The organism is Chryseobacterium sp. FR048 (genome assembly GCF_056844665.1).
The window spans coordinates 244,459-270,221 of the sequence record NZ_JBXDSE010000008.1 but is presented as its reverse complement, the minus strand read 5'-3'; the positions used below and the strand labels follow the sequence as shown (position 1 = coordinate 270,221).

General features: G+C 37.5%; 32 protein-coding genes. 19 read left to right on the top strand and 13 right to left on the bottom strand.

Annotation, left to right across the window (positions count from 1 at the left end; all coding sequences use genetic code 11):
• Window positions 1-94: 94 nt before the first annotated feature.
• The 4 genes from AC106K_RS21815 to AC106K_RS21800 all read left to right on the top strand — a co-directional run bounded on the left by AC106K_RS21815 (window position 95) and on the right by AC106K_RS21800 (window position 2,952).
• Window positions 95-337 carry a hypothetical protein gene (locus tag AC106K_RS21815; RefSeq protein WP_156172948.1) on the top strand — a complete coding sequence of 81 codons (243 nt, stop codon included), beginning with the start codon at window positions 95-97 and terminating at the stop codon, window positions 335-337.
• A 159-nt stretch (window positions 338-496) separates the two neighbouring features.
• Window positions 497-1,093 (top strand): porin family protein, encoded by a 597-nt coding sequence (locus AC106K_RS21810; protein WP_482447547.1) that lies wholly within the window; start codon window positions 497-499, stop codon window positions 1,091-1,093.
• Window positions 1,094-1,172: 79 nt separating this feature from the next.
• On the top strand, window positions 1,173-2,237 hold the full coding sequence (locus AC106K_RS21805) for a sensor histidine kinase (protein ID WP_482447546.1): 1,065 nt from the start codon (window positions 1,173-1,175) through the stop codon (window positions 2,235-2,237).
• Window positions 2,218-2,952, top strand: coding sequence for a LytR/AlgR family response regulator transcription factor (locus AC106K_RS21800; protein ID WP_482447545.1), 735 nt, complete (start codon window positions 2,218-2,220; stop codon window positions 2,950-2,952). The genes AC106K_RS21805 and AC106K_RS21800 overlap by 20 nt, the downstream gene beginning before the upstream one ends.
• Before the next feature lie 87 nt (window positions 2,953-3,039).
• Here the strand turns inward: AC106K_RS21800 and AC106K_RS21795 are convergent, their stop codons facing one another.
• From AC106K_RS21795 to AC106K_RS21775, 5 genes are all read right to left on the bottom strand, one after another.
• A complete protein-coding gene (locus AC106K_RS21795; RefSeq protein WP_482447544.1) occupies window positions 3,040-3,948 on the bottom strand; it encodes a DUF6268 family outer membrane beta-barrel protein in 909 nt (302 codons plus the stop codon).
• Between the two features lie 113 nt (window positions 3,949-4,061).
• Window positions 4,062-5,273 carry a multidrug effflux MFS transporter gene (locus AC106K_RS21790; RefSeq protein WP_482447543.1) on the bottom strand — a complete coding sequence of 404 codons (1,212 nt, stop codon included), beginning with the start codon at window positions 5,271-5,273 and terminating at the stop codon, window positions 4,062-4,064.
• Window positions 5,274-5,440: 167 nt separating this feature from the next.
• Window positions 5,441-6,262 carry a helix-turn-helix domain-containing protein gene (locus AC106K_RS21785; RefSeq protein WP_482447542.1) on the bottom strand — a complete coding sequence of 274 codons (822 nt, stop codon included), beginning with the start codon at window positions 6,260-6,262 and terminating at the stop codon, window positions 5,441-5,443.
• A 98-nt stretch (window positions 6,263-6,360) separates the two neighbouring features.
• The gene (thiL, locus tag AC106K_RS21780) at window positions 6,361-7,413 is read right to left on the bottom strand and encodes a thiamine-phosphate kinase (protein ID WP_482447541.1); all 1,053 of its coding nucleotides are present in this window, start codon (window positions 7,411-7,413) and stop codon (window positions 6,361-6,363) included.
• A gap of 88 nt (window positions 7,414-7,501) precedes the next feature.
• A complete protein-coding gene (locus tag AC106K_RS21775; protein WP_047098130.1) occupies window positions 7,502-7,996 on the bottom strand; it encodes an acyl-CoA thioesterase in 495 nt (164 codons plus the stop codon).
• Window positions 7,997-8,110: 114 nt separating this feature from the next.
• On the opposite strand from AC106K_RS21775, the gene AC106K_RS21770 reads away from it, so the two are divergent.
• The 5 genes from AC106K_RS21770 to AC106K_RS21750 are packed head-to-tail and all read left to right on the top strand — an operon-like array spanning window position 8,111 to window position 11,742.
• Window positions 8,111-9,313, top strand: a complete 1,203-nt coding sequence (locus tag AC106K_RS21770; RefSeq protein ID WP_482447540.1) for a BaiN/RdsA family NAD(P)/FAD-dependent oxidoreductase — start codon at window positions 8,111-8,113, stop codon at window positions 9,311-9,313.
• Window positions 9,314-9,342: 29 nt separating this feature from the next.
• The gene (locus AC106K_RS21765) at window positions 9,343-9,756 is read left to right on the top strand and encodes an energy transducer TonB (RefSeq protein ID WP_482447539.1); all 414 of its coding nucleotides are present in this window, start codon (window positions 9,343-9,345) and stop codon (window positions 9,754-9,756) included.
• A gap of 13 nt (window positions 9,757-9,769) precedes the next feature.
• Window positions 9,770-10,183: a hypothetical protein gene (locus AC106K_RS21760; RefSeq protein WP_482447538.1), complete on the top strand. Its 414-nt coding sequence runs from the start codon at window positions 9,770-9,772 to the stop codon at window positions 10,181-10,183.
• A 3-nt stretch (window positions 10,184-10,186) separates the two neighbouring features.
• The gene (locus AC106K_RS21755) at window positions 10,187-10,825 is read left to right on the top strand and encodes a DUF2306 domain-containing protein (protein WP_482447537.1); all 639 of its coding nucleotides are present in this window, start codon (window positions 10,187-10,189) and stop codon (window positions 10,823-10,825) included.
• On the top strand, window positions 10,822-11,742 hold the full coding sequence (locus AC106K_RS21750) for a YARHG domain-containing protein (protein ID WP_482447536.1): 921 nt from the start codon (window positions 10,822-10,824) through the stop codon (window positions 11,740-11,742). Before AC106K_RS21755 ends, AC106K_RS21750 begins: the two co-directional genes overlap by 4 nt.
• Window positions 11,743-11,752: 10 nt before the next feature.
• Here the strand turns inward: AC106K_RS21750 and AC106K_RS21745 are convergent, their stop codons facing one another.
• From AC106K_RS21745 to AC106K_RS21725, 5 genes are all read right to left on the bottom strand, one after another.
• Entirely contained in the window at window positions 11,753-12,154 is a 402-nt protein-coding gene (locus tag AC106K_RS21745; RefSeq protein ID WP_482447535.1) for a ribosomal maturation YjgA family protein, read from the bottom strand.
• A 210-nt stretch (window positions 12,155-12,364) separates the two neighbouring features.
• A complete protein-coding gene (locus AC106K_RS21740) occupies window positions 12,365-13,216 on the bottom strand; it encodes a GLPGLI family protein (RefSeq protein WP_482447534.1) in 852 nt (283 codons plus the stop codon).
• A gap of 78 nt (window positions 13,217-13,294) precedes the next feature.
• Window positions 13,295-13,471: a bacteriocin-like protein gene (locus AC106K_RS21735; RefSeq protein WP_156172950.1), complete on the bottom strand. Its 177-nt coding sequence runs from the start codon at window positions 13,469-13,471 to the stop codon at window positions 13,295-13,297.
• Between the two features lie 222 nt (window positions 13,472-13,693).
• Window positions 13,694-14,347: a thioredoxin family protein gene (locus AC106K_RS21730; protein WP_482447533.1), complete on the bottom strand. Its 654-nt coding sequence runs from the start codon at window positions 14,345-14,347 to the stop codon at window positions 13,694-13,696.
• Window positions 14,348-14,357: 10 nt separating this feature from the next.
• Window positions 14,358-14,846, bottom strand: a complete 489-nt coding sequence (locus AC106K_RS21725) for a TlpA family protein disulfide reductase (RefSeq protein WP_482447532.1) — start codon at window positions 14,844-14,846, stop codon at window positions 14,358-14,360.
• Window positions 14,847-14,985: 139 nt separating this feature from the next.
• On the opposite strand from AC106K_RS21725, the gene AC106K_RS21720 reads away from it, so the two are divergent.
• Genes AC106K_RS21720 through AC106K_RS21710 form a run of 3 tightly spaced genes read left to right on the top strand, consistent with a single transcriptional unit; the run spans window position 14,986 to window position 15,554 of the window.
• A complete protein-coding gene (locus AC106K_RS21720) occupies window positions 14,986-15,150 on the top strand; it encodes a hypothetical protein (RefSeq protein ID WP_482447531.1) in 165 nt (54 codons plus the stop codon).
• Window positions 15,151-15,199: 49 nt separating this feature from the next.
• Window positions 15,200-15,364, top strand: a complete 165-nt coding sequence (locus AC106K_RS21715) for a bacteriocin (RefSeq protein WP_482447529.1) — start codon at window positions 15,200-15,202, stop codon at window positions 15,362-15,364.
• A gap of 31 nt (window positions 15,365-15,395) precedes the next feature.
• Window positions 15,396-15,554 (top strand): hypothetical protein, encoded by a 159-nt coding sequence (locus tag AC106K_RS21710; RefSeq protein ID WP_482447528.1) that lies wholly within the window; start codon window positions 15,396-15,398, stop codon window positions 15,552-15,554.
• 36 nt (window positions 15,555-15,590) lie between these two features.
• Here AC106K_RS21710 and mutS read toward each other — a convergent pair whose 3' ends face one another.
• The gene (gene mutS, locus AC106K_RS21705; RefSeq protein WP_482447527.1) at window positions 15,591-18,179 is read right to left on the bottom strand and encodes a DNA mismatch repair protein MutS; all 2,589 of its coding nucleotides are present in this window, start codon (window positions 18,177-18,179) and stop codon (window positions 15,591-15,593) included.
• Between the two features lie 126 nt (window positions 18,180-18,305).
• Here mutS and AC106K_RS21700 point away from each other — a divergent pair, with 126 nt between their 5' ends.
• Entirely contained in the window at window positions 18,306-18,836 is a 531-nt protein-coding gene (locus AC106K_RS21700) for a GNAT family N-acetyltransferase (protein WP_482447526.1), read from the top strand.
• Between the two features lie 233 nt (window positions 18,837-19,069).
• Here the strand turns inward: AC106K_RS21700 and AC106K_RS21695 are convergent, their stop codons facing one another.
• Window positions 19,070-19,945 (bottom strand): cupin-like domain-containing protein, encoded by an 876-nt coding sequence (locus tag AC106K_RS21695; protein WP_482447525.1) that lies wholly within the window; start codon window positions 19,943-19,945, stop codon window positions 19,070-19,072.
• A gap of 247 nt (window positions 19,946-20,192) precedes the next feature.
• Here AC106K_RS21695 and AC106K_RS21690 point away from each other — a divergent pair, with 247 nt between their 5' ends.
• Window positions 20,193-21,071: a bestrophin family protein gene (locus AC106K_RS21690; protein ID WP_482447524.1), complete on the top strand. Its 879-nt coding sequence runs from the start codon at window positions 20,193-20,195 to the stop codon at window positions 21,069-21,071.
• Window positions 21,072-21,083: 12 nt separating this feature from the next.
• Here the strand turns inward: AC106K_RS21690 and AC106K_RS21685 are convergent, their stop codons facing one another.
• A complete protein-coding gene (locus tag AC106K_RS21685; RefSeq protein ID WP_482447523.1) occupies window positions 21,084-21,683 on the bottom strand; it encodes a hypothetical protein in 600 nt (199 codons plus the stop codon).
• Between the two features lie 55 nt (window positions 21,684-21,738).
• Here AC106K_RS21685 and AC106K_RS21680 point away from each other — a divergent pair, with 55 nt between their 5' ends.
• The 5 genes from AC106K_RS21680 (at window position 21,739) to fbaA (ending at window position 25,745) form a co-directional block, all read left to right on the top strand.
• Complete coding sequence (locus AC106K_RS21680; RefSeq protein WP_482447522.1) at window positions 21,739-22,359, top strand: toxin-antitoxin system YwqK family antitoxin; 621 nt, start codon at window positions 21,739-21,741, stop codon at window positions 22,357-22,359.
• Window positions 22,360-22,364: 5 nt separating this feature from the next.
• Window positions 22,365-22,895 (top strand): RNA methyltransferase, encoded by a 531-nt coding sequence (locus tag AC106K_RS21675; RefSeq protein WP_482447521.1) that lies wholly within the window; start codon window positions 22,365-22,367, stop codon window positions 22,893-22,895.
• A 187-nt stretch (window positions 22,896-23,082) separates the two neighbouring features.
• A complete protein-coding gene (locus tag AC106K_RS21670; RefSeq protein WP_482447520.1) occupies window positions 23,083-23,736 on the top strand; it encodes a CBS domain-containing protein in 654 nt (217 codons plus the stop codon).
• Window position 23,737: 1 nt separating this feature from the next.
• Entirely contained in the window at window positions 23,738-24,604 is an 867-nt protein-coding gene (locus tag AC106K_RS21665) for an NAD kinase (protein ID WP_047095041.1), read from the top strand.
• Window positions 24,605-24,674: 70 nt separating this feature from the next.
• Window positions 24,675-25,745: a class II fructose-bisphosphate aldolase gene (fbaA, locus tag AC106K_RS21660; protein WP_482447518.1), complete on the top strand. Its 1,071-nt coding sequence runs from the start codon at window positions 24,675-24,677 to the stop codon at window positions 25,743-25,745.
• The last annotated feature ends 18 nt before the right edge of the window (window positions 25,746-25,763 follow it).

Below are 25,763 nucleotides of genomic sequence, written 5' to 3'. Positions count from 1 at the left end.
TTAAATACAAAACCGATTCATTTTTTTGTTATATTTACTAATACCTATCAACAAGGCTATTAACTTTTAAACATCAAATTCTATTATGAAAAAAATGAAAAAACTTTTGAGAAAAGATCTATCTGCCATTATCGGAAGTGGAATGATCGATACCTGTCACATGAACGGAGATTCTGCCAGCTGCTGGACAGACTGTGAATGCACCTTCGGAAAAGCCTGTCAGCTGGATGATGATGGAAATCCCGGAAGATGTGTCGGCAGCGGAGGCGGAAACCCAGGTGGTGGAGGTAGCGGAGGATGTCAGCCACCAAACGACTGTACAGAACAGCCTTATTAGAATCAAACAACAATCTATCGGAAGCCAGTATCGCTTCCGATTTTTATTTTCATCCAAAATCAGACTCTTGTCAAAGCATCTCTGCCATTCATCAAATAAAGTTTCTGTGCTGCTCTCTGATTTGTTGTTTTGCATCAAATTTCTAACAATAATTAAATTATGAAACAACAATTTTTAGCATTCAGCGCTTTGCTATTATGCATTACCTGCTCTGTAGAAACCCAGGCACAACAAAAACCGGCTGTTCACTTTGGAATCAAAGGAGGTGCAAATTTTACAAAAACCTCAACGGAATCCTCTTCCTTGGAAGGGAAATACGGTTTCGGCTATCAGGCAGGTGTGATGACAAGAGTAGATATTGGAAGCCTGTATGTACAAGGAGAAGCATTGCTCAACAAAAGAAAAGCATCTTACGAAGAAAAATCTGGTGGTTCCGCCAAACTTACATGGAATGCCATTGATATTCCTGTAGTGATAGGATATAAAATCGTTAAAACTGATGATTTCAATCTAAGGGCATTCGCCGGCGGTGTTTACAGCTATGCATTTAACAATAAACTATCAACCTCCGAATCCATCAAGGAAGGCTTTAATAAGTTTGACAAATCCAACATCGGAATTACGGGCGGGATAGGAATAGACTATAAAAACTTTACGGTAGATCTCAGATATGAACATGGTTTATCCAATATCAGTAAGGAATTTAAATCCAAACCCCACAGCTTTAGTCTTGGAATCGGTTATTTCCTGTTCTAAAAAACTTAAATTATCTTTGACTGATTAGAAACTGTGACCCTGCAGTTTCTAATTTTTTATAAACTCTCTTCGGATCACTATGACAAAACCTTTTGTTTTAAAAGAATATATTTTCTCTTTTATTTTCTGGCTTGTTCTTACCATTGTATTGTGGTGCAACTTCCAGACGGATACAGAGAAATATTTAGCAATGATACAGGCAGTCATTGTCGCTGTCAGCTCCTTTACATTTACTCATTTTCTGACCAGTAGACTTCTTCCAAAGGCTTTACAGGCCAAAAAGATGAAGCAGTTTCTGATTCAGGCGATCATGGTTATTTTTATTTTGAGTATCATTTTCTCCATCATCTTCACTTATTTTGAAGCAGGCCCCAAAAACCAGCTTCCACCCGATTTCAGGGATCATCTTCCATTTTTATGGCGGGGTTTTTATATGTCTTTACCAGCCTCATTTCTGATCAATGGTACGGCCTGCGGCATCAAGTTCTACAAAGAACACGGAAGAATAGAACGGGATCATATCCTACTTCAGCAGGCTCATCTGGAAAACCAGCTCAAATTGCTTCAGGATCAGATCAATCCACATGTTATATTTAATATTCTGAACCACATCCATATTCTGATGAAACATGATACACAGCTCGCAGATTATTTGCTGATGAAGTTTTCGGATATTCTGCGGTATCAACTGTATCACTGCAATCAAAATATGGTCCCTCTGGACAAAGAAATAGAATATCTTCAAAACCTTATTGAGGTAGAAAAACTAAGATGGGGAAATGAACTGGATGTAAAATCTACTCTTGAAATCACCAATAAAAATATTCTTATCGTCCCACTATTACTGGTTCCTTTTATTGAAAATGCCTTCAAATATGTCTGCAGGCTTCCCGGGCAAACCGGATATGTCAAGATTTTCTGCAAAGAGGAAAACAATAACCTCTCCTTTTATGTTGAAAATTCATATTCAGAAATGGCCGTTCATAAAAAGAAAGACAGCGGAATTGGTCTTCAAAATGTAAAAAAACGTCTTAAATTACAATATCCGGGAGCTTATGACCTGAAAATTGAATCTGATAACCTGATCTACAAAGTAAGTTTAACCTTAAAACTCTCTGAAAAAAATGAGCAGTACTCTTCCTAAAATGAAATGCCTGATCATAGATGATGAACCTTTGGCAAGATTCCACCTGAAAGAACTGGCTGATCAGATCGATTTTTTATCCGTAGAAGGAACCTGCGCCACAGCATTGGAAGCAGATGCCAAAGTAAAGGAAACTGAAATAGATCTCCTTTTTCTGGATATTAATATGCCTTATCTGACCGGCATTGATTTTCTGGAACAGCTTGAAAATCCGCCATTGTGTATTTTCACAACGGCTTATTCAGAATATGCCCTGGAAGGATTCCGGCTTCAGGTAGTGGATTACCTTTTGAAACCTATTGCTTTTAACCGTTTTTATCAGGCGGTGAATAAGGCGCAGCAACAATTTATCATCAATGAGAAACTAAGGAAGAACACCCCTCTGGATGATCCGTTTTTGTATGTAAGGCAGTCTGACTCCTTTATCAAGGTTTCCTGGGTAGATATTTTATATATTGAAAGTATGCAGAACTATACCAAGCTGCATTTTAAGGATAAGGCTCTGGTCATTCATCAGACCATGAAGGCCATCGAAGAATCGTTGCCTTCAGAACATTTTTTCAGAATTCATAAATCCTTTCTGATCAACATTACCCATATTGACATGATCTCAGGTGGACGACTGTTTATCAACAAGATAGAGCTTCCTATATCCCGTACCCGAAAAGAAGAACTGCTCAATCAGGTGGTATACAAGAAGCTGATCAGTAAATAAAAGAGGGAAGCCGGAGTCATATGGGTGGGGAAAACTCCTAACGTTAAAAACATATCAGAGATACTCCAGCTTCTTTCCTCTCATTGTTTAAGGTAAATTCCAGCGCAATGCCACAGCAACATAGAATGTACTGGCAAACCTTGGATCTGCCATCTTTTTCTCTTTGAAAATACTTTTGATTTTTCGTTCACTTTCACTGAAACTTCGTACCAGCGTAGATCCTCCCGTCACTCCTAAGCTGAGTTTATCATTGATTCTGAACTCCGGTCTGAGACCTGCCGTGATCTGCTGATAACCAAACATCGTGGATTTTCCGTCCTTATTTCTTTCTACCAACATTCCGCTGAGATTCACGACTGCTTTTAGAGTAATAACGTCTGAGAATTCATATCCTGCTTCTGCTCCTTCCGGAAAATTGAGTTTAAACTTGACTCTTCCATTCGTTTTCCAGTCGAAATAAATCCACGGCATTACCATTGGTGGCCCAAATGCTGTGGTAAGGACAGGCCCTACTCCTAAAGCAACATTGGGATTAAAATGTCTGATAAACAGGATTCCCCCTTGTCCCAACACATCATCAAAGTTGATGTGCTCCATATCGGTATACAGCCCCACAGATCCCATCATCATCATACTCCATTTTTTTCCTAAGGGCCTTATGTGTTGTAATCCAACCTGGGCATTCAGCATCTGATCCGGAAATAGCTGGGTTTCATAATTTTTGTGTGACATTTTCGCATAAGATCCGCTGAGCAGCATAGACCATGCTCTTACCCTGCCCCCACTGTCTTTTTTTACAGATAACGGAATGCTCAGATTCAGGCTTGCTCTTTTAAAATCACTTTTAGAATCGGTTTTTACACTATCTTCCGGGCGAATGTAATTGGAAGAAGGAATATACTCTGTTTTAAGTTCTGCAGAGATTCCTGTCTGTGCGTTCACCCAGTACCCTAAAGGCAGCAGACAGCAAAAAGCCGTCAAAAGGTTCTTTTTCATATTTTAAATTTTATGCAAAGAGAACCCTTTGGGTATTTTTTTCAAAAATTACTTGATTAAGTGCCGGGATTGTATGACAACAGGATCAAATGAAAGGATAATAAATAGCCGGCCTAAGAAACCACAGATTCTTTAAAGGATATTTTTTGAGCTTTAAAAATCTGGTATCCGAACCATACAGCGATTAATGCCATTCCGGCACGTGTCACCACCATCGGGATGATAGAATCAGCTTCCAATAGACCAATAAGCCCGGACATCAAAAAGGTCACCATCAGCTGCATAAATCCAAGCAATGCTGCAGCGGTACCACGCCCTTCTTTAAAAGGGGATAAAGCATGCGCTGAAGTAATGGGAAACAATATACCGATAGCCAGCAACGACAGATACAGCATCGCAATTTCAAGGGCTACAGAAAGGTTCTCTGCAGCAATCAGAATATGAAGGGTACACACCACCAATAATACAATCGTGGCAATGAATAGAAGACTGGAATTGCTTATTCTTTTGATCAGTTTCGGAGTAATATAAGCCGCAGTAATCAAGGCCAGTGAATTGAATGCAAAGATAAAACTGAAGGTCCCGCTGGAAAACCCGTGAAGTTCCATAAATAAGAACGGCGCATTGGAAATATAAATGATAAGGGAAGCAAAAGCGATACTTCCTACCATTGTACTGTTGATGAAATCTCTATTGGAAATGATCATTTTAAGCTGATCTTTCAACCCTTTTTCATCCTGAAGTTCATGATCAGGAAGACTGATTCTTGCATTGGTTTCCGGAACATATTTGTAAACCATAAAGAAGGTAATAAGTCCCATAATGCATAAGAAAGCAAATGAACTGTTCCAGCCCCAGTACTTGAGAAACACGCTTCCAATCAGGGGTGCAACAATAGGCGCAATACCGCTGATCTGGGATTGTTGGGAGAAAATAGTAACAGACTTTTGTTTGTCATAAAGGTCGATAATAATGGCTCTTCCGATCACAATTCCCGCACTTCCTCCGAACGCCTGTAAAAATCGCATGGCCCATAAAACATAAATATCTGAGGTAAAATAAATGGCCGTAGCTCCGATAATGAAAAGCAGCAACCCACAATACAGCATCGGCTTACGTCCTTTCTTATCAGATAAAGGTCCCCATAACAATTGCCCGAAAGCAAATCCGGCAAAGAATACCGAAATTGATATTTGGATATGCCCAATATCTGTATTAAAAATTTCTGCCATGCTTGGGAAAGCAGGGAGATAAAGGTCTATACTTAAGGATTCTAACGTGTTGAGCAGTGCTAAAATAAACACTATAATATTTAACTTCTTCATAAATTTCAAGCCTTCACAGGCGTTTATTTTCAGTGTGCAAAATTGCCTTAAAAAGCAAAAGATTACAATAAAAGAACTGAAGGAAGTATAGGACAAAGTGAAGATTAAAACATGAAAATAAATGAAAAAAGCTTATTTAAACCCACAAACATTGTAAATATTGAAGATTATCTTTTTTCATTATTCTTAAAATAGTCGGGATTCTGACCGGTATGTTTCTTGAAAAACCTTGAAAAATATGAAGTATCGTTAAAACCGAGCTTGAAAGCAATTTCTTTTATGGTAAGAGCTCCAAAACTGAGCTCTCTTTTGGCTTCGAGGATAAGACGCTGGGAAATCATTTTTTTTACGGTTGTCCCCCTCAAAAGACGTACAATATCATTAAGATGATGCGTGCTTATCTTCAGTTTTTCAGCGTAGAAACCTGTTTCTTTATGCATTATATAATGTTTCTCAATAAGTCCCACCAGCTCCTGGATGCGCTGACGGTCATTCAGTAAAGGTTCCTGAGGGGTAATCTGTTCCCCGATGATGATACAAAATGCTTTCAGATAAGCCTTTAGAAGCTCGGTTCTGGATGCACCTTTATACTCCTCCTCCATCAGTGCTATGATTGCACTACAGTTTTTTTCACTTTTGGGATTTAAATAAAAGGGAAGCATTCCTCCTGTGAGTACCGGTTCTATATCGCAGACTTCATTGAAAATTTCCCGGCTTATAGCCATTGCATATCCATCCTCACCGTTTATTTTCATATTGAAAACCTGCCCCGGTGCAATGATGCAGATCTGATTGTTTTCCAGTTTGTAGCTTTCAAAATCCAACTCTAAATAACTGCTTTCATACACCTCCCTGAACCAGATAATTTCAAAAAAATTATGCCTGTGCACATCATGAAAATTCTCCGGACCCGCCGCCCTCAGAGTGCTCATCTGAAATTTTTCAGAAGTAAGATGGTGAACCGGGATTTCTTTTTCTGGTGTAATCATCAGTGTATTTTAAAGTAGGTTGATCATAAACAAAAACCACAGCAAAAAAGATGCTGCGGCTTTCTACAATATTTAAAATTAAATATAATTTTTCGGTTTTATTTGCTTAAAAAAGCATCCCATCCCTGAGCGGTAAGTGCTACCAACTGGTTAGACCCTCTGGCCACCATAAAGTTTCCTTCTTCTTTTTCTACAGCATGTCCTATAATGGTAAAATCCGGATGGTTTCTGATTTTATCAAAATCGTTTGGTGAAATCGTGAACAGCAGTTCATAATCTTCTCCTCCGCTTAGTGCAGTCATTACAGGATTTAAATTCATTTCATCTGCAGTAGAGATCGTCAGATTATCTAACGGTACTTTTTCTTCATACAGTCTGAATCCTACTTTTGACTGATCGGAAAGGTGAAGAATCTCGGAAGCCAGACCGTCAGAAATATCGATCATAGAAGTTGGTTTAATATCCAGTTCTTCCAAAATCTTTTTAACGTCTGTTCTTGCTTCAGGCTTCAACTGTCTTTCCAGGATGTAGTCATACCCTTCCATTTCCGGCTGCATATCAGGATTCGCAAGATAAACGGCATGCTCTCTTTCCAAGATCTGAAGTCCCATATAGGCACCTCCCAAATCTCCTGATACTACAAGAAGATCATTAGGCTTTGCTCCGCTTCTTTTGACAATGTTTTCTTCATTTTCAATTCCTACAGCGGTAATACTCATCACCAATCCTGAATTTGAACTGGTAGTATCTCCGCCGATAAGGTCTACTTTATATCTTGTGCAGGCTGCCTGAATTCCTGAATAGATTTCTTCCAGAGCTTCTACAGGAAAACGATTGGAAACCGCCAGAGAAACTAAAATCTGTGTCGGCGTTGCATTCATCGCAGCAATATCACTCAGGTTTACCACCACGGCTTTATAGCCTAAATGCTTTAATGGAACATAGCCCAGATTAAAATGTACTCCTTCCGCCAGAACGTCTGTCGTAAGCACTACTTTTTTATTGTCAGGATTAATAACCGCCGCATCATCTCCTACCCCAAGTTCCGAAGATTCATTGGATAAAGGGAAATATTCAGTCAGATGCTTGATAAGACCAAATTCTCCTAGTTTCGAAATGGGCGTCAGCTCCTGTGATTTATCTTCAAACATAAAATTTCTTTTTTTGTAAATGTTCAACTGTAAAATGCAATAAGGCTTTAAAATTTATAGCATTCAACCCTGAACTTTAAACGTTGAATTACTTTGTAAATTCTGCCGGATCAATATTGTGCGGGTGGAAAGGAAGCTTTTTGAAGTCTTCTTTGGATAATACCACCGTTTCCGGGCTTTTATATTTATTCATCGCTTCCACTACGTCATCCGGTGGAGTCGTCATTTTTCTAAGCATCATATCGATCCACACCCCTGTAGCCTCAGCAGTTGCACAGTGTACCCCATCCGGAGTATAGAACTTGTGTACGAAACGGTAGATGGAAGAGTCATCAGAACATCCGTCTATCTCTACACTTACAATCACCGTCTGATCAGCATAGATCTCCTTAAAGAAAGAATATCTCTCATGCAGGATCACCGGACCGATTCCCCATCTGCTCAATTGGGTAACCCCCATTTTCTCTTTGGTCATAAAAGCCATTCTGGCTTGCGCACAATATTGTACATAGGATGAATTGGCTAAGTGCTTGTTGGCATCAAGATCGCTCCATCGCACTTCAAATTTATGGTAGAAAATCATATGAAAATCGTTTTTGATATAATTAAAATTATAATCTTCAAAAATACTCAAATAAGATGGTTTATAAAAATTGTACTTTTGAAAAAATAATCTTCAGCATAGGATTACATATACATGAAACAGATCATCATAATCGGAGGCGGTGCTGCAGGCTTTTTCTGCGCATCCAACCTTGACGAAAAAAAATACAGTATTACGATTTTAGAACAGAACTCGGATGTCCTTCAGAAAGTTAAAATTTCCGGAGGCGGACGTTGTAATGTGACTCACGCCTGCTTTGACCCTAGAGAGCTGGTACAGTTCTATCCCCGTGGGAATAAAGAATTACTGAGTGTCTTCACCAAATTCCAGCCGGGAGATACCATGGAATGGTTTGATCAGCGCAACGTTCCCTTGAAAATAGAAAACGACAACAGAACTTTTCCTGAAAGTAATTCTTCGCAAACCATCATCAATACTTTTTTGAATGAAACCCAGAAGAAAAATGTAACGGTAAACACAAAATGTACGGTAAAAGAGATTGAAAAACAGGGTGAAAAGTATATTGTAAGAACCAATTCCGGAGATTTTGAAGCAGATTATATTGTTTATACAACCGGAAGTTCTCCAAAATCCTTAAAAATTGTTGAAAGTCTCGGTCACAAAATTGTTCCTCTTGTTCCGTCTCTTTTTACATTCAATATTAAAGATGAATTACTGAAAGATCTTCCCGGAACCAGCTTTGAAAACGCAGGAATCTCAATTCCTAAGCTGAAAACAGAAGAAAGCGGCCCTTTATTGATTACCCACTGGGGACTTTCCGGACCGGCTGTCCTGAAGATTTCTGCATGGGAAGCGATCAGCCTGGCTCAGCTGAAATATAATTTTGAAATTGAGGTGAATTTTGTTTCTATCCCAATGGAGGATGCAGAAGAAACTTTTCAGGACTTCAAGCAAAATAATCCTAAAAAGAGCATCGGACAGTCTAAAATTTTTGATATTACCAACAGATTCTGGCAGAAAATATTAGAGATTTCAAAGGTTGACCTCAACAAGCAGGTGGCCAATATTTCAGGAAAGGAAATGCAGAAAATATTGGAAAATTTATGTAAAAAGAAATTCCAGGTGACCGGAAAATCTACATTTAAGGAAGAGTTTGTAACGGCAGGAGGTATTGATTTAAAGGAAATTAACTTTAAAAACATGGCTTCAAAACTGCTGCCTAATTTTTATATTGCCGGAGAGGTTTTAAATATAGATGCCGTAACAGGCGGATTCAATTTTCAGGCATGCTGGAGTCAGGGCTGGTTGATTGCACAGGATCTCAATACCTTATAAAATCATTATTTTTACTGTAAACTATAAACATGAAAAAAATATCGATACTCATTTTATTCTTAGGAGCTCAGCTTACCTTTTCTCAAACCTTACAACAAGAAGAGCAGAAGCCGGCTCAATTATTATCCGAAGCAAAAGTAAATGATACTCTATATATTCCTGCAGAATTTCCTGGCGGAGTATCTGCGCTCAGAAGTTATATAGCGAAAGAAATTAAGACGTCTAAATTTTCGGACACTCCCGGAACTTACAGGTCAGTAACTACCTTTGATGTAAATCCTGACGGAAGTATAAGCTCAGTTTCTACAACAGGAAATAGCCCTGCTTTCAATGAGGAAGTGAGTCGTGTTATGAAGAAATTAAAAACAAAATGGATTCCTGCTACTAAAAACGGACAACCCATTAAGTTTAAATTTAGAATGCCATTAGGCTGGGAAATTTAAAATATCACACATTATGAAAAAAATATTAGTATTGATGCTATCTCTCGGGTTTGGGCTTGTTTTCTCTCAGACAAAGGAAACAGAAACACCTCCTACACACGATCATTCCAGAGATCGTTTTGTCCCGGAAGCTCGTAAACCGGCAGAATATCCTGGCGGAATAAGCGCATTTATGCAGGAAGCTGCAGGAAAAATAAAAACTAGCAAAATAAAAGGGGCAAAAGGAAAGATAAAAGCCAACGCAAGGTTTGCAGTGAATATTGCCGGCGAAATAGAAAAGGTTTCTGTAACAGGAGATAACGAGGTCTTTAATAAAGAAATCGAAAGAGTTCTTACCTCTATGCATAAGAAGTGGAAACCGGAAGAATACAAGGGAAATCCAGTACTAAGCTGGTACAATCTTCCTTTCATCATGAATTTTGAGTAAAAAATGCTCTCCGCCAAAAGAAATACCGCTGTTTTCTTTAAAATCCTTTTCATCATAGGATTCGGGTATTTCTTTTGGCTGATGTTAAAAATCACACTGGAATATATTCCTATCAATCCCAATGTCAGCTTTCTGATGATCAAGCAAACAGAAGTAACGGAAAGACCGGAATACCTTTACTTTTTTTACACCCATGTTTATACCAGCATTTTTGTACTTCTTTCTGGATTTCTGGCCATTCTCAGAAGGAATTTCGGATGGAAAAATTTTCACCGGAATATAGGGAAGCTTTATATTATTCTGATTCTGATTTTCGCGGCCCCGTCAGGGTTTTATATGGGAATCTTTGCCAATGGAGGTTTGTTTTCAAAAATTTCATTCGTTATTCTGGGTATTGTATGGTGGGTTTCAACCTTCAGAGCTTATCAGCTTGCCAGGCAGAAAAAGTTTAAAGAACACAAGCAATGGATGTGGAGAAGTTTTGCTTTTACATTATCAGCCATCACATTACGTATGTGGAAAGTTATTATCGTATATTTATTTCATCCCAATCCTATGGATGTTTATCAGATCATTGCATGGCTGGGCTGGATTCCCAATATGCTTTTAATTGAATATTTAATCACAAAAAAACAGATATGAAAATTGTAAATTACACGCTTATTTCTTTGCTTACAGTTTCTTTAATAGGCTGTAAAAAAGACGGAAAGGTCAATGAATCCGGGAAAGATTCTTTAACCGCAAAAAAAGATTCTGTGGTAATTCCTGAGGTTCACAAAGAATATTATGGCATTTATACAGGCGATTTTGCCGGAATGGAAAAGTTTACGGATGAGTCTGATGGTTCAGAGTTCGATGCCAATGTTTACAAGAGAATTTCTTTAAAGATCAACAGAATTACCAAAGACAGCGTATACGGGCAAAGTATCGTTAATGGTAACCAGCGCCCTATCAGAGGAATTTTCAATGAGGCTTCAAAATCTTTTGTATTGGATGAACCCGGAAATGACAAAACAGATGGCAGATTTGAAGTAAAACTGAATGGTGACAGCTTAACCGGAAAATGGAATGCTTTCAATAAATCTGCGGTAAAATCTCCTTTAAAGACCCTTAAACTAACCAAGAAAGAGTTTGTCTACAATCCGAATTTTATGCTGGATAAAGATTCTAATCTCGTCGACTGGTCCAATCCTAAAGATTTTGTCGAAAAATATACGGATGCCGATACCGGTAAGACGGAAAGCTATACTACGTCCAAAAACAGAGTGGCTTCAGATGCGGTTTTCAAACTGAATGCCTCCAAACAAAAACTGACGGAGAAAGATCTTAAAAATTTAAGAAAACTGGATCTTGAAATCATCAAAAACTCCGTATTTGCAAGACACGGATACTCCTTTAAAAAAGAGACCTACAGAAATTTCTTTGAACAGACAGACTGGTATATTCCTGTTTCCGGCAATGTAGACAATGAGCTCACTCCTATGGAAAAAGAGAATGTAGCATTGCTGAACCGCTTTACCAAGTATGCTGAAGACAAGTATGATAGTTTTGGCAGATAGGCAACAGCAATCAGAGATTTGAAGCCTGGGTTATCTCTCCGTTTTTTGTCAGTTTTACAAAAAGATAGAGCAGCAGACAACCTGCGGCATAACAGAGAATATCAATCCATGAGAATGAATTCCCGATCACAATATACATCAGGCTTCCCTCCCGGAAGCCTAGTTTTTCTGCAATATTGAAATACTGAGCCAGTTCTACAAGACAGGAAAAAATCAAAATTCCGCCAATCAGTTTCTGATCATTCATTTTGACAAAACTTTTGACAAAGGTATAAAGAAGCATTACCACAATGACATCCCCCAGATAGGCTCTCACAAAGAAAATATCTTTCAGTTTAGTCGCAATGAGTACTTCTGTCAGAAAAATAAAAAGGGTCAGAAGAAGGTATTTCAGGCTGAATTGTAATTTCATTTCAAATAGGATTTAAGATATAAAAACCAGTATTTCACACATATCTGTCTCATTTTTATATGAGATCGGTTCACGAAATGCGATTATACAGTACATTTATGATAAGATCTACCAAGTGTAAAATTATACATATTAATTCATTCTCTATCTATATCAATAAAAAAACAGCCTTTACAGGCTGCCGGGAAATTCAAATAATGAAGAATCAATTCAGTTGATTTCTATAGAATTTTCATCTATCAGATTTTGTTGTTTCTGTTTTTGTATATTTCTCACAGTTTCTCTGGATTCCGGTGCTATACTGGTTTCCATACTGGCAAGTGTCCCAACCAGGTTATTAATGGAATTCTTTTTTATTTCCTGTAAACGGGCTGTGGTAGTTTCTTTAGCATTTTCGTATCTAAGTGTACTAACACTGGAAACTTTTCCTTTTAAATGATTCCTCGACACAGATTTTACAAGTTCAAAATCATAGTCTCCTTTGTCGTCTGTTATTTTAATAATCAATCCTGGCAGTCCATTAAATTTATATGGACCATAAGGAATAGGAATATCCGTAGAATACCAGGCAATCCAGTTTCTTCCTTTATAATTGATTTCAGCTCTTTTACAATTGATTGTATTTATTGTTTTTGACTCATCAATAAGTTTCCAGTTGTTTATTGTGGGTTCTTTATAGGTGAGTAATGTCATCCCCACTCTTTCAAAATATTGAGTATTCTGATTGGACTGGATAATTGTATAGGGAAATTTTGTTTTTGGAAAAGATTTTCCTCTAAAATCAACCATTGTTGTACTGCCTCCTATAGTCGCTTTTTGAAACTCGCTTTGAAATATAGAATCAAACTTTAAGGCCTTCTCACTGATAAAAAATGCACGGTCATTTAAAACTTGTAAAGAAAAAAATTCCTCGTGGGTATAATCAGGGGTAGATTTATACAGTTTTGCTTTTAGTAAATAGGTAAAGTCAGCAATCAGTGTATCTCTTTTATTGTCTTGAGCATAAGATAAAAGAGACAGGAAAAATAATAGAAATAGTAATTTTTTTTTATAAATATTCATACACTCTTCTATAAATAATAAAAGTCGCACTTGCTGCGAATTTGCTGCAAGTGCGACAAATGCTTTATAAATAAATCATTAACAGTTAGCTGCTTCAAGTGCATATGCCCATTCCATCATTCTTGGACCAGACCAGCCGCTTTGACATGTTACAGCGCTTACGCCACAACTTGTTACATGATAGATATTAACACATCCTTCTCCTCCAGCAACTTTACTTAATGCATTTCTAGTTAGCTTTTTTAAATTTTTCATAAAAATATTATTTAATAATTGTGTGGTAAATATAAACAATAAATCCACATACGGTGAAGAAATTTTATTATGTTAACTTCTACGACGGTGTTTATACCGTTTTTTTATTATTTTGTCTAATAATTTTCTTATGGTAAAACCTAATCAATTTTCTATATTTTGTACAGAGAGTTTAAGCAAAAAAAGTGAATCATTGTCATTTTAATGCCTTTCCCCTTCCTTTTATTTCTTTACTTTGACTGTACATCCAATGGCAACTGTTTTTGTCATCTTCACCGGCTCTCCTTTAATGAGAGCGTTTACAGCATCCTGAGCATAATATTCGGATACGTCATTCGGGTTATCGTAATTATTGTCAATCGCTCCTATATACTTTACGATATTCTTGCCGTTTTCTTTCTGCAGTACAAAAACATGAGGTGTTTTGGTAGCTCCATACTGAGGGTAAATCTTTTGTCCTTCATCTACCAGATACGGGAATGTAAATCCTTTCTGTTTGGCTCTTTCGATCATCTGCTGGTAACCGTCCTCTGGTTGTACATTGGGATCATTAGGATTGATTGCGATCACCGGATACCCCTGCGCTTTATATTTTTTATCAAGCTCAATGATACGGTCTTCATACTTCTTTGCGTACGGGCAATGATTACAGGTAAATATGACGATGAACCCTTTGGCGCTTTTAAAATCACTCAGAGAAACCATTTTGCCATCAATATTTTTAAGCTTAAAATCAGTCGCTTCATCCCCTACCTCATAGCCTTTTTTAGAAGAAACAATTTCTTTCTGAAGGATATTATCATGGTCTGGTTTTGTAAAACTCAACAGTCCAAGGGTAGCAATGAATGCCATCATTACAATTTTCATATTTTTCATAACAGATTATTTATTGTAGATTTTCATTAATTGATTTTTCAAGGTCTTCTTTACTCATTTCTCCATCGTTAAAATGGAATTTCGTTCCGTTTTTATAAAACAGGGTTACCGGAATATTTCCATCCCAGTCTTTTTCAAACTTTGGAATCCAGGTGTTCATTCTTTTAATATCATCCAGTAGAATCACCTCAGCCGTGAGATTTTTGTTTTTGATAAATTTTGAGACTCTTTCCTGATCTGCAAGCCGGTCTAATGAAACCAGAATCATTTTAAACTTTGAATTGTTCGCATACTTATTATTCACTTCCATGAAATGAGGGAGCTCTTTCACACAAGGGGCACAGGTTGTCGACCAGAAGTTAACTACAAGAAGCTTATCTTTCTCTTGCTGAATGCGTTGCTCCAGATCTTCATATTTCACCACAGAAAAACCAGTCTGCTGAGCCTTGAAAAAACTAAAGCATAAACATACAGCTAATAGTTGTATTAAATTCTTCATATTCAAAATTAACAATTGCAATCTTTCTCAATGATTATCAAACTGTTAAACTTTGTTAATAAATCTCAAAATTACCATAATTTACTTCACTATTATTTGAAATAAAATGTAAATTAGCTTATCATCAAATAAAAATATCATGAAAAAATCAAACATCCAGAAAACAAAACTTACAAAATCTGAATTGAAAGACGTAAATGGCGGAGCACTCCTTATCTGTCCCGCAGGCCTTTGCATTCCTAAGGGAGGAACCATTGACGATGCCATTCGCGGTACTGTTGGGAAAGGTGGATACTGCTGTTAATTCAATTGCATTAAAAACTAAAGCATAAACCCATTTAATTTAAGCAATCATGAAAAAGTCAAGCAATCCTAAAAGAAGGCTCAGCAAAAATGAGCTGAAAGAGATCAGTGGCGGATTCAGACCTGTCTGCCCAAGAGTAATAAGCTGTACCGACCCTCGTACCGGAGACGAAAGGTATGGAGTTCCTGGTATGCAGGATGGATTTTGTTGTTAAGCCCTGTTTATAACCTGTAAATAAAGGAAATATGAAAAAATCAAACCTTCAGAAAAGAAAACTTTCCAAAACAGAGTTGAAAGAAATCAACGGTGGAGCAGCTGCCTGTGCAGAAGGACTTTGCAAACTAAGAGGAGTAAGTCACTTCCTTATTATTGGCCCCAGAGGCAAAGATGGATACTATTGCTAATTCAGTTTAAATACTTTAAAATAAAAATGATTGGAATTAACCTCCAATCATTTTTTTTATGGCGTTGAGCTTCATTAAAGCTTCAATCGGTGTCAAAGTATTAATATCGATCTTGGTCAATTCCTCACGGATATTCTCCAGAACAGGATCATCCAGCTGGAAGAAAGAGAGCTGCATATTTTCTTCCGTCACTCTTTTGATGCTTTCGGATGAGCTGCTTCCCTGGGTTCTGCTGGCTTCAAGTGTTTTAAGGATCTCATTCGCCCTGTTGACCACTTTTGCAGGCATTCCGGCCAGTTTTGCCACATGAATACCGAAGCTGTGCTCACTTCCTCCGGGAACCAGTTTTCTCAGGAATATAATATTTCCTTTGTTCTCCTGAATGGATACGTGGAAATTCTTCACCCTTTCAAAATTTACCGTCATCTCATTCAACTCATGGTAATGCGTAGCAAATAGCGTTTTCGACTGTGTAGGGTGTTGATGCAGGTATTCTGCAATTGCCCATGCAATGGAAACCCCGTCGTACGTAGAAGTTCCACGTCCAATTTCGTCCAATAAGATAAGGCTTCGTTCCGAAATATTATTCAGAATATTGGCAGCTTCATTCATTTCAACCATGAAAGTGGATTCACCTGCTGAAATATTATCAGTAGCTCCTACCCTTGTAAAGATCTTATCCAACATCCCTATTTCGGCATGTTTGGCAGGCACAAAGCTTCCGATCTGAGCCAATAGACACACAATAGCTGTCTGACGCAGGATTGCTGATTTACCGGCCATGTTTGGCCCGGTTACCATGATGATCTGTTGAGAATCTTTATCCAGGAAAATATCATTCGGAATATATTTTTCTCCCAATGGAAGAGCATTTTCAATGATCGGGTGTCTGGCCTCTTTTAAGTCGATTGCATATCCGTCATTCAAAATCGGTTTTGTATAGCTTTCTGAAACGGCCAATTCGGATAGTCCGGCAGCCACATCAAGCTGGGCAATAATGTTGGAATTCCCCTGAATCTGGTCAATATAAACCATTGTCTCCGCACATACATTTCTGTACAGCGAAGTTTCCAGTACTCCTATTTTTTCTTCCGCACCCAGAATCTGGTTTTCATATTCCTTAAGTTCTTCAGTAATATATCTTTCCGCATTGACTAAGGTCTGCTTTCTTACCCAGTCATCAGGAACTTTATCTTTATGCGTATTCCTAACCTCGATATAATATCCGAAAACGTTATTAAAATCGATTTTAAGACTTGTAATACCTGTTCTTTCAATTTCTCTCTGGCACATTTCATCCAGAAATCCACGGCCTTTGCTTTGTAAATTTCTCAGTCTGTCCAGTTCTTCAGAAACCCCTTCTTTGATCACATTTCCTTTGGCAATACTTACCGGAAGTTCTTCATTCAGGTAATTTTGCAGGAATTTGATCAGTTCTTCAAGGTCAAATAATGGTTCCAGCCACGCCAGCACATCTGCATGAGCATGCAATAACGCTTTGATCTTATGAATATTAATCAAACTTTGACGCAGATACCCCAATTCTTTTGGTGAAATTTTTTCTGCAGCCAGTTTTCCCATCAATCGGTCTAAATCTGAAATGGATTTCAGCAGTTGTGCAATTTCGTATTTCAGCTGATCATTTTCATTCAGGAAATCAATCAGGGAAAGTCTTCTCATGATTTCATCTACTGATTTCAAAGGAAGAATAATTCTTCTTCTCAATAATCTTCCCCCCATCGGTGTAGAAGTCTTATCAATAATATCCAGCAGTGATTTCCCTTGTGGATTGCTTGGATAAACGATTTCCAGATTCCTCAGGGTAAAATTATCCATCATCAGGTAATCTTCCTGCGGAATAACCTGAAGCCTGGTAATATGAGAAAGTAAATTATGATGTGTATCTTCTACCAGGTAAGCAAAAATGGCTCCTGCTGCGGTAATAGCTAAAGGAAGGTTCTCAACCCCAAACCCTTTTAAAGAGTTGGTTTTAAAATGATTGGTTAATTTTTCGTAGGCAAAATTATACTGGAAAGCCCAGTCTTCAAGCTTAAAAGCATTTTTATTTTTAAACTGTTCCGGAATCTGTACACTTCGCTGGAAAATGATCTCACTCGGATCGAAAGTATTCACAATATGTAACAGTTTCTCCAGATTTCCCTCACTTACCAGAAATTCTCCGGTGGAAATATCAACCAGAGCAATTCCGTATTTCTCCTTTTCTTTGTGTAAAGAAAGCAGGAAATTATTCTTTTTTGAATTTAATACCTGATCATTGAAAGTAACTCCGGGGGTAACCAGTTCTGTCACGCCTCTTTTTACAATTCCCTTCACCATTTTCGGGTCTTCCAGCTGATCACAGATAGCGACCCTCATTCCTGCTCTTACCAGTTTCGGAAGATAGGAATCTATGGAATGATGCGGAAAACCTGCCAGTTCTACACTCCCTTCCCCGTTATTTCTTTTGGTAAGAACAATACCCAGAATCTGGGATGTCTTCACAGCATCCTGCCCAAAAGTTTCATAAAAATCCCCTACTCTGAAAAGTAAAAGTGCATCAGGGTATTTTCCCTTGATGGTATTGTACTGAGTCATTAACGGAGTTTCCTTCTTCGATTTCGCCATAGTAAAAAATGAGCCCCAAATTTAAAAAAATAAATTCAGGGCGAGTGAATTGTTTGATGGTTTATCTTGAATAGTCTTTTCCTTATCAGTAATTAATCGTATTTTCACCATAAAATCACATCATCCATGGAATTTCCTGTTTTAGAGACTGAAAGACTTATTTTACGGAAGCTTACCCTTAATGACACTGAAGACCTGTTCGAATATTTTTCTCAGGAGCAGGTGATGGAATATTATGATCTTGCCCCCTTTAAAACATTGGCGGATTCGCAAAAGATCATTCAGCACTTCAACAATGAGTTTGAAAAAGGAAAAGGATTCCGCTGGGCCCTGGAATTAAAATCCGAAAAAAAAGTGATCGGCACATGTGGTTATCATAACTGGTACAGGGAACACTTCAGGGCAGAAATAGGTTATGAACTCAATCCTCTTTTCTGGAGGCAGGCCTATATGAAGGAAGCAGTACTTCCCATCCTGACATATGGTTTTGAAACCATGAGACTGCACCGGATAGACGCTTTCATTGATCCATCCAATATCTCTTCTGAAAAGCTTTTAACGTCTTTACAATTCAGCAAAGAAGGAACATTAAAAGATTACTTTTTTGAAAAGGGAAAATTTGTGGATGCGACAATCTTCGGACTGATTAATAGATAGAATACATTTTAAGGCTGGAAGCTAGAGGAATGAAGCTGGAAGTGACTATTTGGCAGAAGACTTCTCTACCTATATAAGCATATAAGAGATTCTTCCTTTGTCAGAAATCGAAGATTCGACGTAGTCAATGGCAACGACACAATATTGAATATAAGGATCAAATCTTTTTTAGAAATGGATTAAATTGATTTTCGGCAAAAATAACTTCCATCTTCCCGCTCCCATCTTCCATTTTACCTTGTTCTCAAATGTTTTTCCAATGCCTCGGAGCTTTTCTCATGCGCCCACTTCTGCTTGTAATTCACCCACTTAGCTTTAAAAAGTTTACGCATCAGCTTATCGGTATATCTCATAATGAATACATGATACAGCATATTCGCAAAAACATTCGGTTTATTGGGAAGCGCTCTCAGTGAAAGAGAAAATCCAGGCTCTAAATAGCGGTTGAAATGCCAGAATGCGCCCGGAATAAACAGAGCATCGCCATGTTCCATGAAAATCTCATATCCTTTGGCATATTTCAAGGCAGGAAATTTTTCATAATCCGGATTTTCATAATCCACATCATAAATGGTATGAACCGATAACGGAACTTTATATAAAAAAGGAGACTGCTTCTGATCAAACAACAGGATTCTCTTCTTTCCTTCAAAATGAATATGCATAAAATCACCCAGATCTACATCGTAATGCATCAATACATGGGCTTCACTTCCTCCGAAGAATAAGGTTGGAAGCCTTTTAAAAAATTTTATTCCCAGATCAGGATAGGTAAAGTTTTTCAGCAATTCCGGAAGTCTGTCTGTAATGATATAGAAAAAAATACGCAGATCAGAAGGTCTAGATTTTATCGTATCAATATAATCCTTCATTTTCATATGCGTCACGGGAGCATCAGAACTTTTTGCTGCATCAGCAGGCTTATTATCATACAACGGCACTTCCTGATCTCCCGCTTTTTCACGGATATAAGCCAGATTCCATTGGTCAAAAGCATCCCAGCGACTGGCAAAATTCTTAATCAAAAGAGGTTTTTGCTTCTTGAAATAATTCTTCTGAAAATCATCTTTACTGATGTCATTGACAACATCTACGTTTTCGAGGATCATGTATTTTGTATTTAAGGCGAAATAAAAATAGTGTTTTTTTGAAAATTGAGAAAATTAAGATAAAAGGCTGGAAGATGGAAGAGAGATGCTGGAAGTTACTATCTGTCTGTAAACCCCTATGCATCATTCTACAAAAAATTTTAATGGAAAGCCTAAATTTACCCTTCAGCTTCGATAACTTCCTCTTCAGGCTTCAGACTTCCAACTTTATTCTGAAAAATTTATATTTGTAGTAATAAGCGAATTTATGAGAGTCTACAATACCAAACATTTCCTTAAAATCCTTTTCAGCTTACACAAAAGCGATACCTTAAAAATTCTTTTTCCAAGTATGCTTTTGGTGGGATTATATTCATGGGGAATTCAATATTTAGAAGTAGAATACCTTCACCTCACTTCAAAGTCAGGAATCAGCAATGTAGGAATGATCCATTCTTTATTGGGATTTGTTCTTTCCCTTCTTTTGGTTTTCAGGACCAATACAGCCTATGACAGATGGTGGGAAGGCCGAAAGCTTTGGGGAAAACTGGTGAATGATACCAGAAACTTTGCGATCAAGATCAATACAATCCTTGGAGACAACCGCCAGGATGCAGAACAGATTGCCAGATATTTAAAATTTTTCCCACACTTTTTAGCCAAACATCTTTCTAAAGAATCTACAAGACTGGCATTGGATGAAGATTATTCTGAAATTGAAAAATCACTGACCAATCATGGGCCAAGTGAAATGATCATCCTTTTGAATCATAAACTGAATATGCTTAAAAAAGAAGGCAAGATCTCAGAAATCGAAATGCTGTACTTAGATACTCAGCTTTCCGGGTTCCTGGATGTATGTGGAGGATGTGAGAGAATTAAAAACACACCCATTCCTTATTCCTATTCATCCTTCATCAAGAAATTTATCATTCTCTATGTTTTTGCCCTTCCTATCGCTTATGTTATTACGATTGGCCTTTTTATGATTCCGCTTACCGTTTTTGTATATTATGTACTGATGAGCCTTGAACTGATTGCTGAAGAAATTGAAGACCCGTTCAACAATGATGAAAATGACATTCCAATGGAGACATTAGCTCAGAACATTGAGAAAAACGTGCATCAGATTATGAACAGAAAATAAAAAATCAAGCTTCTAAAGCTTGATTTCTTTTAATTCTCCGTCCTGTTTGATTTCTACAAACTTACTTTCTCTATTCGCAGCATCATAGCCATAGAAAAATGTATTGTATATAGGAGTAGAATACAGATAGTTTCCATAGCCGTTATAGGCATCTGAAGTTCCGGTCTGCTTTTGATAGCTTGCCGTTGCCGTAAAGTTTACAATGGTTTCAAGATAATATTTCCCTGGCTTTAATTTTTCAAACTTAAATCTGCCACGGTTATCCGTTAATGCTTCCACTCTGTATTTAAAAGCTTCCTCAGACATATAGACTGTCGTTTTTTTGTTTTCATATTTCTTTCTCATATCGTAAAACTCCTCGAAGTAAGGAGTTACCGGAAAAAGCATCACTACAGTACCTTCTTTTGCATAATGCCGCTCTCCGAGTAAGGGTTTTATTCCCAGAGAAGTCTTTTGTTTTGTTGAAGCGACTCCCTCAATCGTGGAATTTCCGAATCCTAGCCTCTCTCTGGCCAGTTTTTTATCGAAAAAAACCTGTGGATAATAGGTGTTCTGAGCCTCCATATACATAAAAGCAAGCATGAGTATCAAAAAAGTGAATATTTTTTTCATAGTATATTTTTGAATCAAATATAAGTATTTTACTATTTTTGAAATAAAAACAGCTATGAAATACATTTTTCTATTATTTATTTCAGCTTCTTCCTTAGTTTGGGCGCAAAAACCTTGTGGATTTAAGGATGGACTGCAGGAAGGTGCATGTAAAGAGTTTTATGATAACGGCCAGGTAAAAAATGTAGTGGAATGGAAAAAAGGAAAATGGGACGGAGACGCTGTTTTTTATTATGATAATGGAAAAGTACAGTCAAAAGGAGAATATAAGAAAGGATTCAAAGTGAAAGAATGGGCTTATTATGATAAAAACGGAGTCCTTACCTCTAAAGAAGCTTTCAGAAACGGTGAAAAAAATGTCTATGACAATAGTCTTACCGCCACCTTTTACTCTCCTGCCGGAAAGATAACTGAGATTTCCAATTATAAATTTGATAAATTGCATGGCGAGACCAAGACATTTCATGAGGACGGAAAATCTGTAAAGCAGATGGGTCAGTATGAAAATGGAGTTGCTACCGGGAAATGGAAAGCACTTTACCCATCAGGAAAAGTACAGCGTGAAACGGAATTTGCCAATGACAAATGGAACGGAACAAGAGTTCATTACCGTGAAGACGGAAGCATAGAAAAAACAGAGGTCTACAAAGACGGAAAATTAATCTCAACAAAATAATACAATTGGTACAGAAACTAAAACTGGAAGAACTGAACAGGATAGATGTAGAAACATTTAAGCAGACTGAAAAAATTCCATTAGTCATCATTTTAGACAATATCAGAAGCATGCACAATGTAGGTGCAGCATTCAGAACGGCAGATGCTTTTCTGATTGAAAAAATAATCCTTTGCGGGATTACCCCACAACCTCCTCACCGTGAAATACACAAAGCGGCATTGGGCGCTACGGAAAGTGTAGACTGGGCTCATGAAGAGGAAACCAACAATGCTATTGCAGATCTGAAAAGTAAAGAATATGAAATTATAGGAATTGAGCAGACCACCGACAGCCAGCTTATTACTGATTTCTCAATTGACCGTTCAAAAAAATATGCTTTAATATTAGGCAACGAAGTAGAAGGAATCAGTGATGAAGTTCTGCCGAATATTGATGTATTCCTGGAAATTCCACAGCTTGGAACCAAGCATTCTCTGAATGTAAGTGTATGCGGCGGAATTGTGATGTGGGAATTTGCAAAAGCCCTAAAATAAAAAAACTGCATATGTCGTTAACAGACAGTGCAGTTTGAAATAAATCTAATAAAAAGTAAAAATGAAAGGCGACAAAGGTACCTTTTTTTTCCTTACAAACAAATTTTAAGATCACTTTTTTTATTTGAGTTCAAAAAAAGTGTGGTTTTCAGAAAAAGTTTCATTTAATTTTTTATAAATTAGCACAATGTTTATCAAGGACTATATCTCAAAAGATTTCCCATGTTTTAGCCTGTCTGATTCCATAGAATCAGCCAGAAATATAATTGAGGACTTTGGATATTCCCATATTTTCATCAAAAAATCCCATCATTTCTATGGCGCACTTGCCAAAGACTTTCTTTATGAAGAAGATGGTGGAACGTTGAAGGACCTTGAACATCAGATCGAACGTTTTGCTATTCTGGAAGACAACAATATTATGGACAGTATCCGTCTGTTTTATACGTTCAGTTCCAATGTGATCCCAGTGATCAACAAAAATGAGAAATATCTTGGGTATATCACCTGTGAAGATATTTTTCAGGATCTGTCACGCTACCCCTTATTTTCAGAAACAGGCGCTATCCTTACGATAGAAACGCCTGCCCGAAAATACTCGATGACGGAGATTGCAAATATTGTAGAAAGCAACAACTCAAAATTTTATGGAGGCTTCATAAGCTTTATGTCTGATGAGGTGATTCATATTACCATCAAAATCAGCAACGAAAATCTGGCTTCGATAGACTCCACTTTTGATCGGTACGATTACAGAATTGTAGAAAAATACTATTCTGATGAGAAAAGCGATCTGTTTAAAGACCGATTCGGTTTTTTCCAAAAATTCATAGAAATATAACATGAAGGCAGCCATATATTCACAGAAAAAGGATCTTGATACTTTTTTATATTTAAGCAAGTTTATCTCTGAACTTGAAACCAGAGGTGTAAAATCTGTTCTGTATGATGAAATGGCCGAAGCGCTTCAGTTTTCAAAAATATTTGAGACCTTCAACAGCAAACAGGACCTTCTGGATAAAGAAGTAGATCTGTTCTTCACCTTTGGTGGGGACGGAACGATCGTAAATTCTTTAACCTTTATCGAAGATCTTGAGATTCCCGTAGTAGGAGTCAATACAGGAAGATTAGGATTCCTGGCGTTCTTTACTAAAGAAGAAGCATTCAAGGAACTTGATTCTATTTTAAAAGGAGATGTAAAAACGAGCCGCCGTTCTGTAATAGAAGTGGTATCTCCAAAGTTGGAAGGGTTTTTCCCCTATGCATTGAATGACGTTACGGTTTCCAGAAAAGAGACAACCTCCATGATTACTGTAGATTCTTATATCAATGATGAGTTTCTGAACGTATTCTGGGGTGACGGAGTTATTATCTCCACTCCCACCGGTTCTACCGCTTACTCTCTGAGCTGTGGCGGACCCATCATTTCTCCGAACAACGAAAATTTTGTAATCACTCCTATTGCTCCTCACAATCTGAACGTGAGACCTTTGGTAGTGAATGATAAAGTGGAAATAAAATTCAGAGTGGAAAGCCGTGTACCACAATACTCCCTTTCTTTAGACTCCCGATTGATCCATATCGAAACAGACAAGGAAATCATCATCAGAAAGGCATCTTTCCAGCTTCTTCTGGTACAACCCAACAGTCTGAGCTTTTACGAAACCATCCGTCAGAAGCTACTTTGGGGACGAGACAAAAGAAATTAGTAATTTCTTAAAAATGATTACCTTTACACGAAATTAAAACACCTAATAAATTTATAATAAAAAGTAAAACATGAGCAGAATTTTTCCGGCAGGAGTTGCCACAGGTCAGTTAGTTACTGATATATTTCAGTATGCTAAAGAAAACAAATTTGCATTACCTGCAGTAAATGTAATTGGATCAAGCAACGTAAACGCTACAATGGAAACTGCAGCGAAACTGAATTCTCCTGTAATTATCCAGTTTTCAAATGGTGGAGCTGCTTTCAACGCAGGGAAAGGATTAAGCAATGACGGACAGAAGTCTGCAATCTTAGGTGCTATCGCAGGTGCGAAACACATTCACACGCTTGCTGAAGCATACGGAGCAACTGTAATTTTACACACAGACCACTGTGCTAAGAAATTACTTCCTTGGATCGACGGATTGATGGATGCTAACGAAGAATTCTTCAAGCAGACAGGAAAATCTCTTTACTCTTCTCACATGCTGGACCTTTCTGAAGAATCTTTAGAAGAAAACCTTGAGATTTCAGCTCAATATTTCGAAAGAATGGCAAAACTTCAGATGACTCTTGAAGTAGAAATCGGGGTAACCGGTGGTGAAGAAGATGGTGTTGACAACTCAGATGTTGATAACTCTAAACTATATACTCAGCCTGAAGATGTAGCTTATACCTACGAAAAATTAAAAGCAATTTCTGACAACTTTACTATTGCAGCTGCATTTGGTAACGTACACGGAGTTTACAAGCCAGGAAACGTGGTTCTTACACCAAAAATCCTTGACAACTCTCAGAAATACGTTCAGGAGAAATTCGGAACTGCTGATAAGCCGATCAACTTCGTATTCCACGGAGGTTCAGGGTCTACGTTAGAAGAAATCAGAGAAGCAATCGACTACGGAGTAATCAAAATGAATATCGATACTGACCTTCAGTTTGCATACACAGAAGGCGTTAGAGATTATATGGTAAACAATATCGATTATTTAAGAGCTCAGATCGGTAACCCTGAAGGAGAAGAAAAACCTAACAAGAAATTCTACGACCCGAGAGTTTGGGTAAGAAAAGGTGAGGAAACTTTCTCTACAAGATTAGTTCAGGCATTTGAAGATTTAAATAACGTAAATACACTTAAATAAATTTTGAATGATAAATTT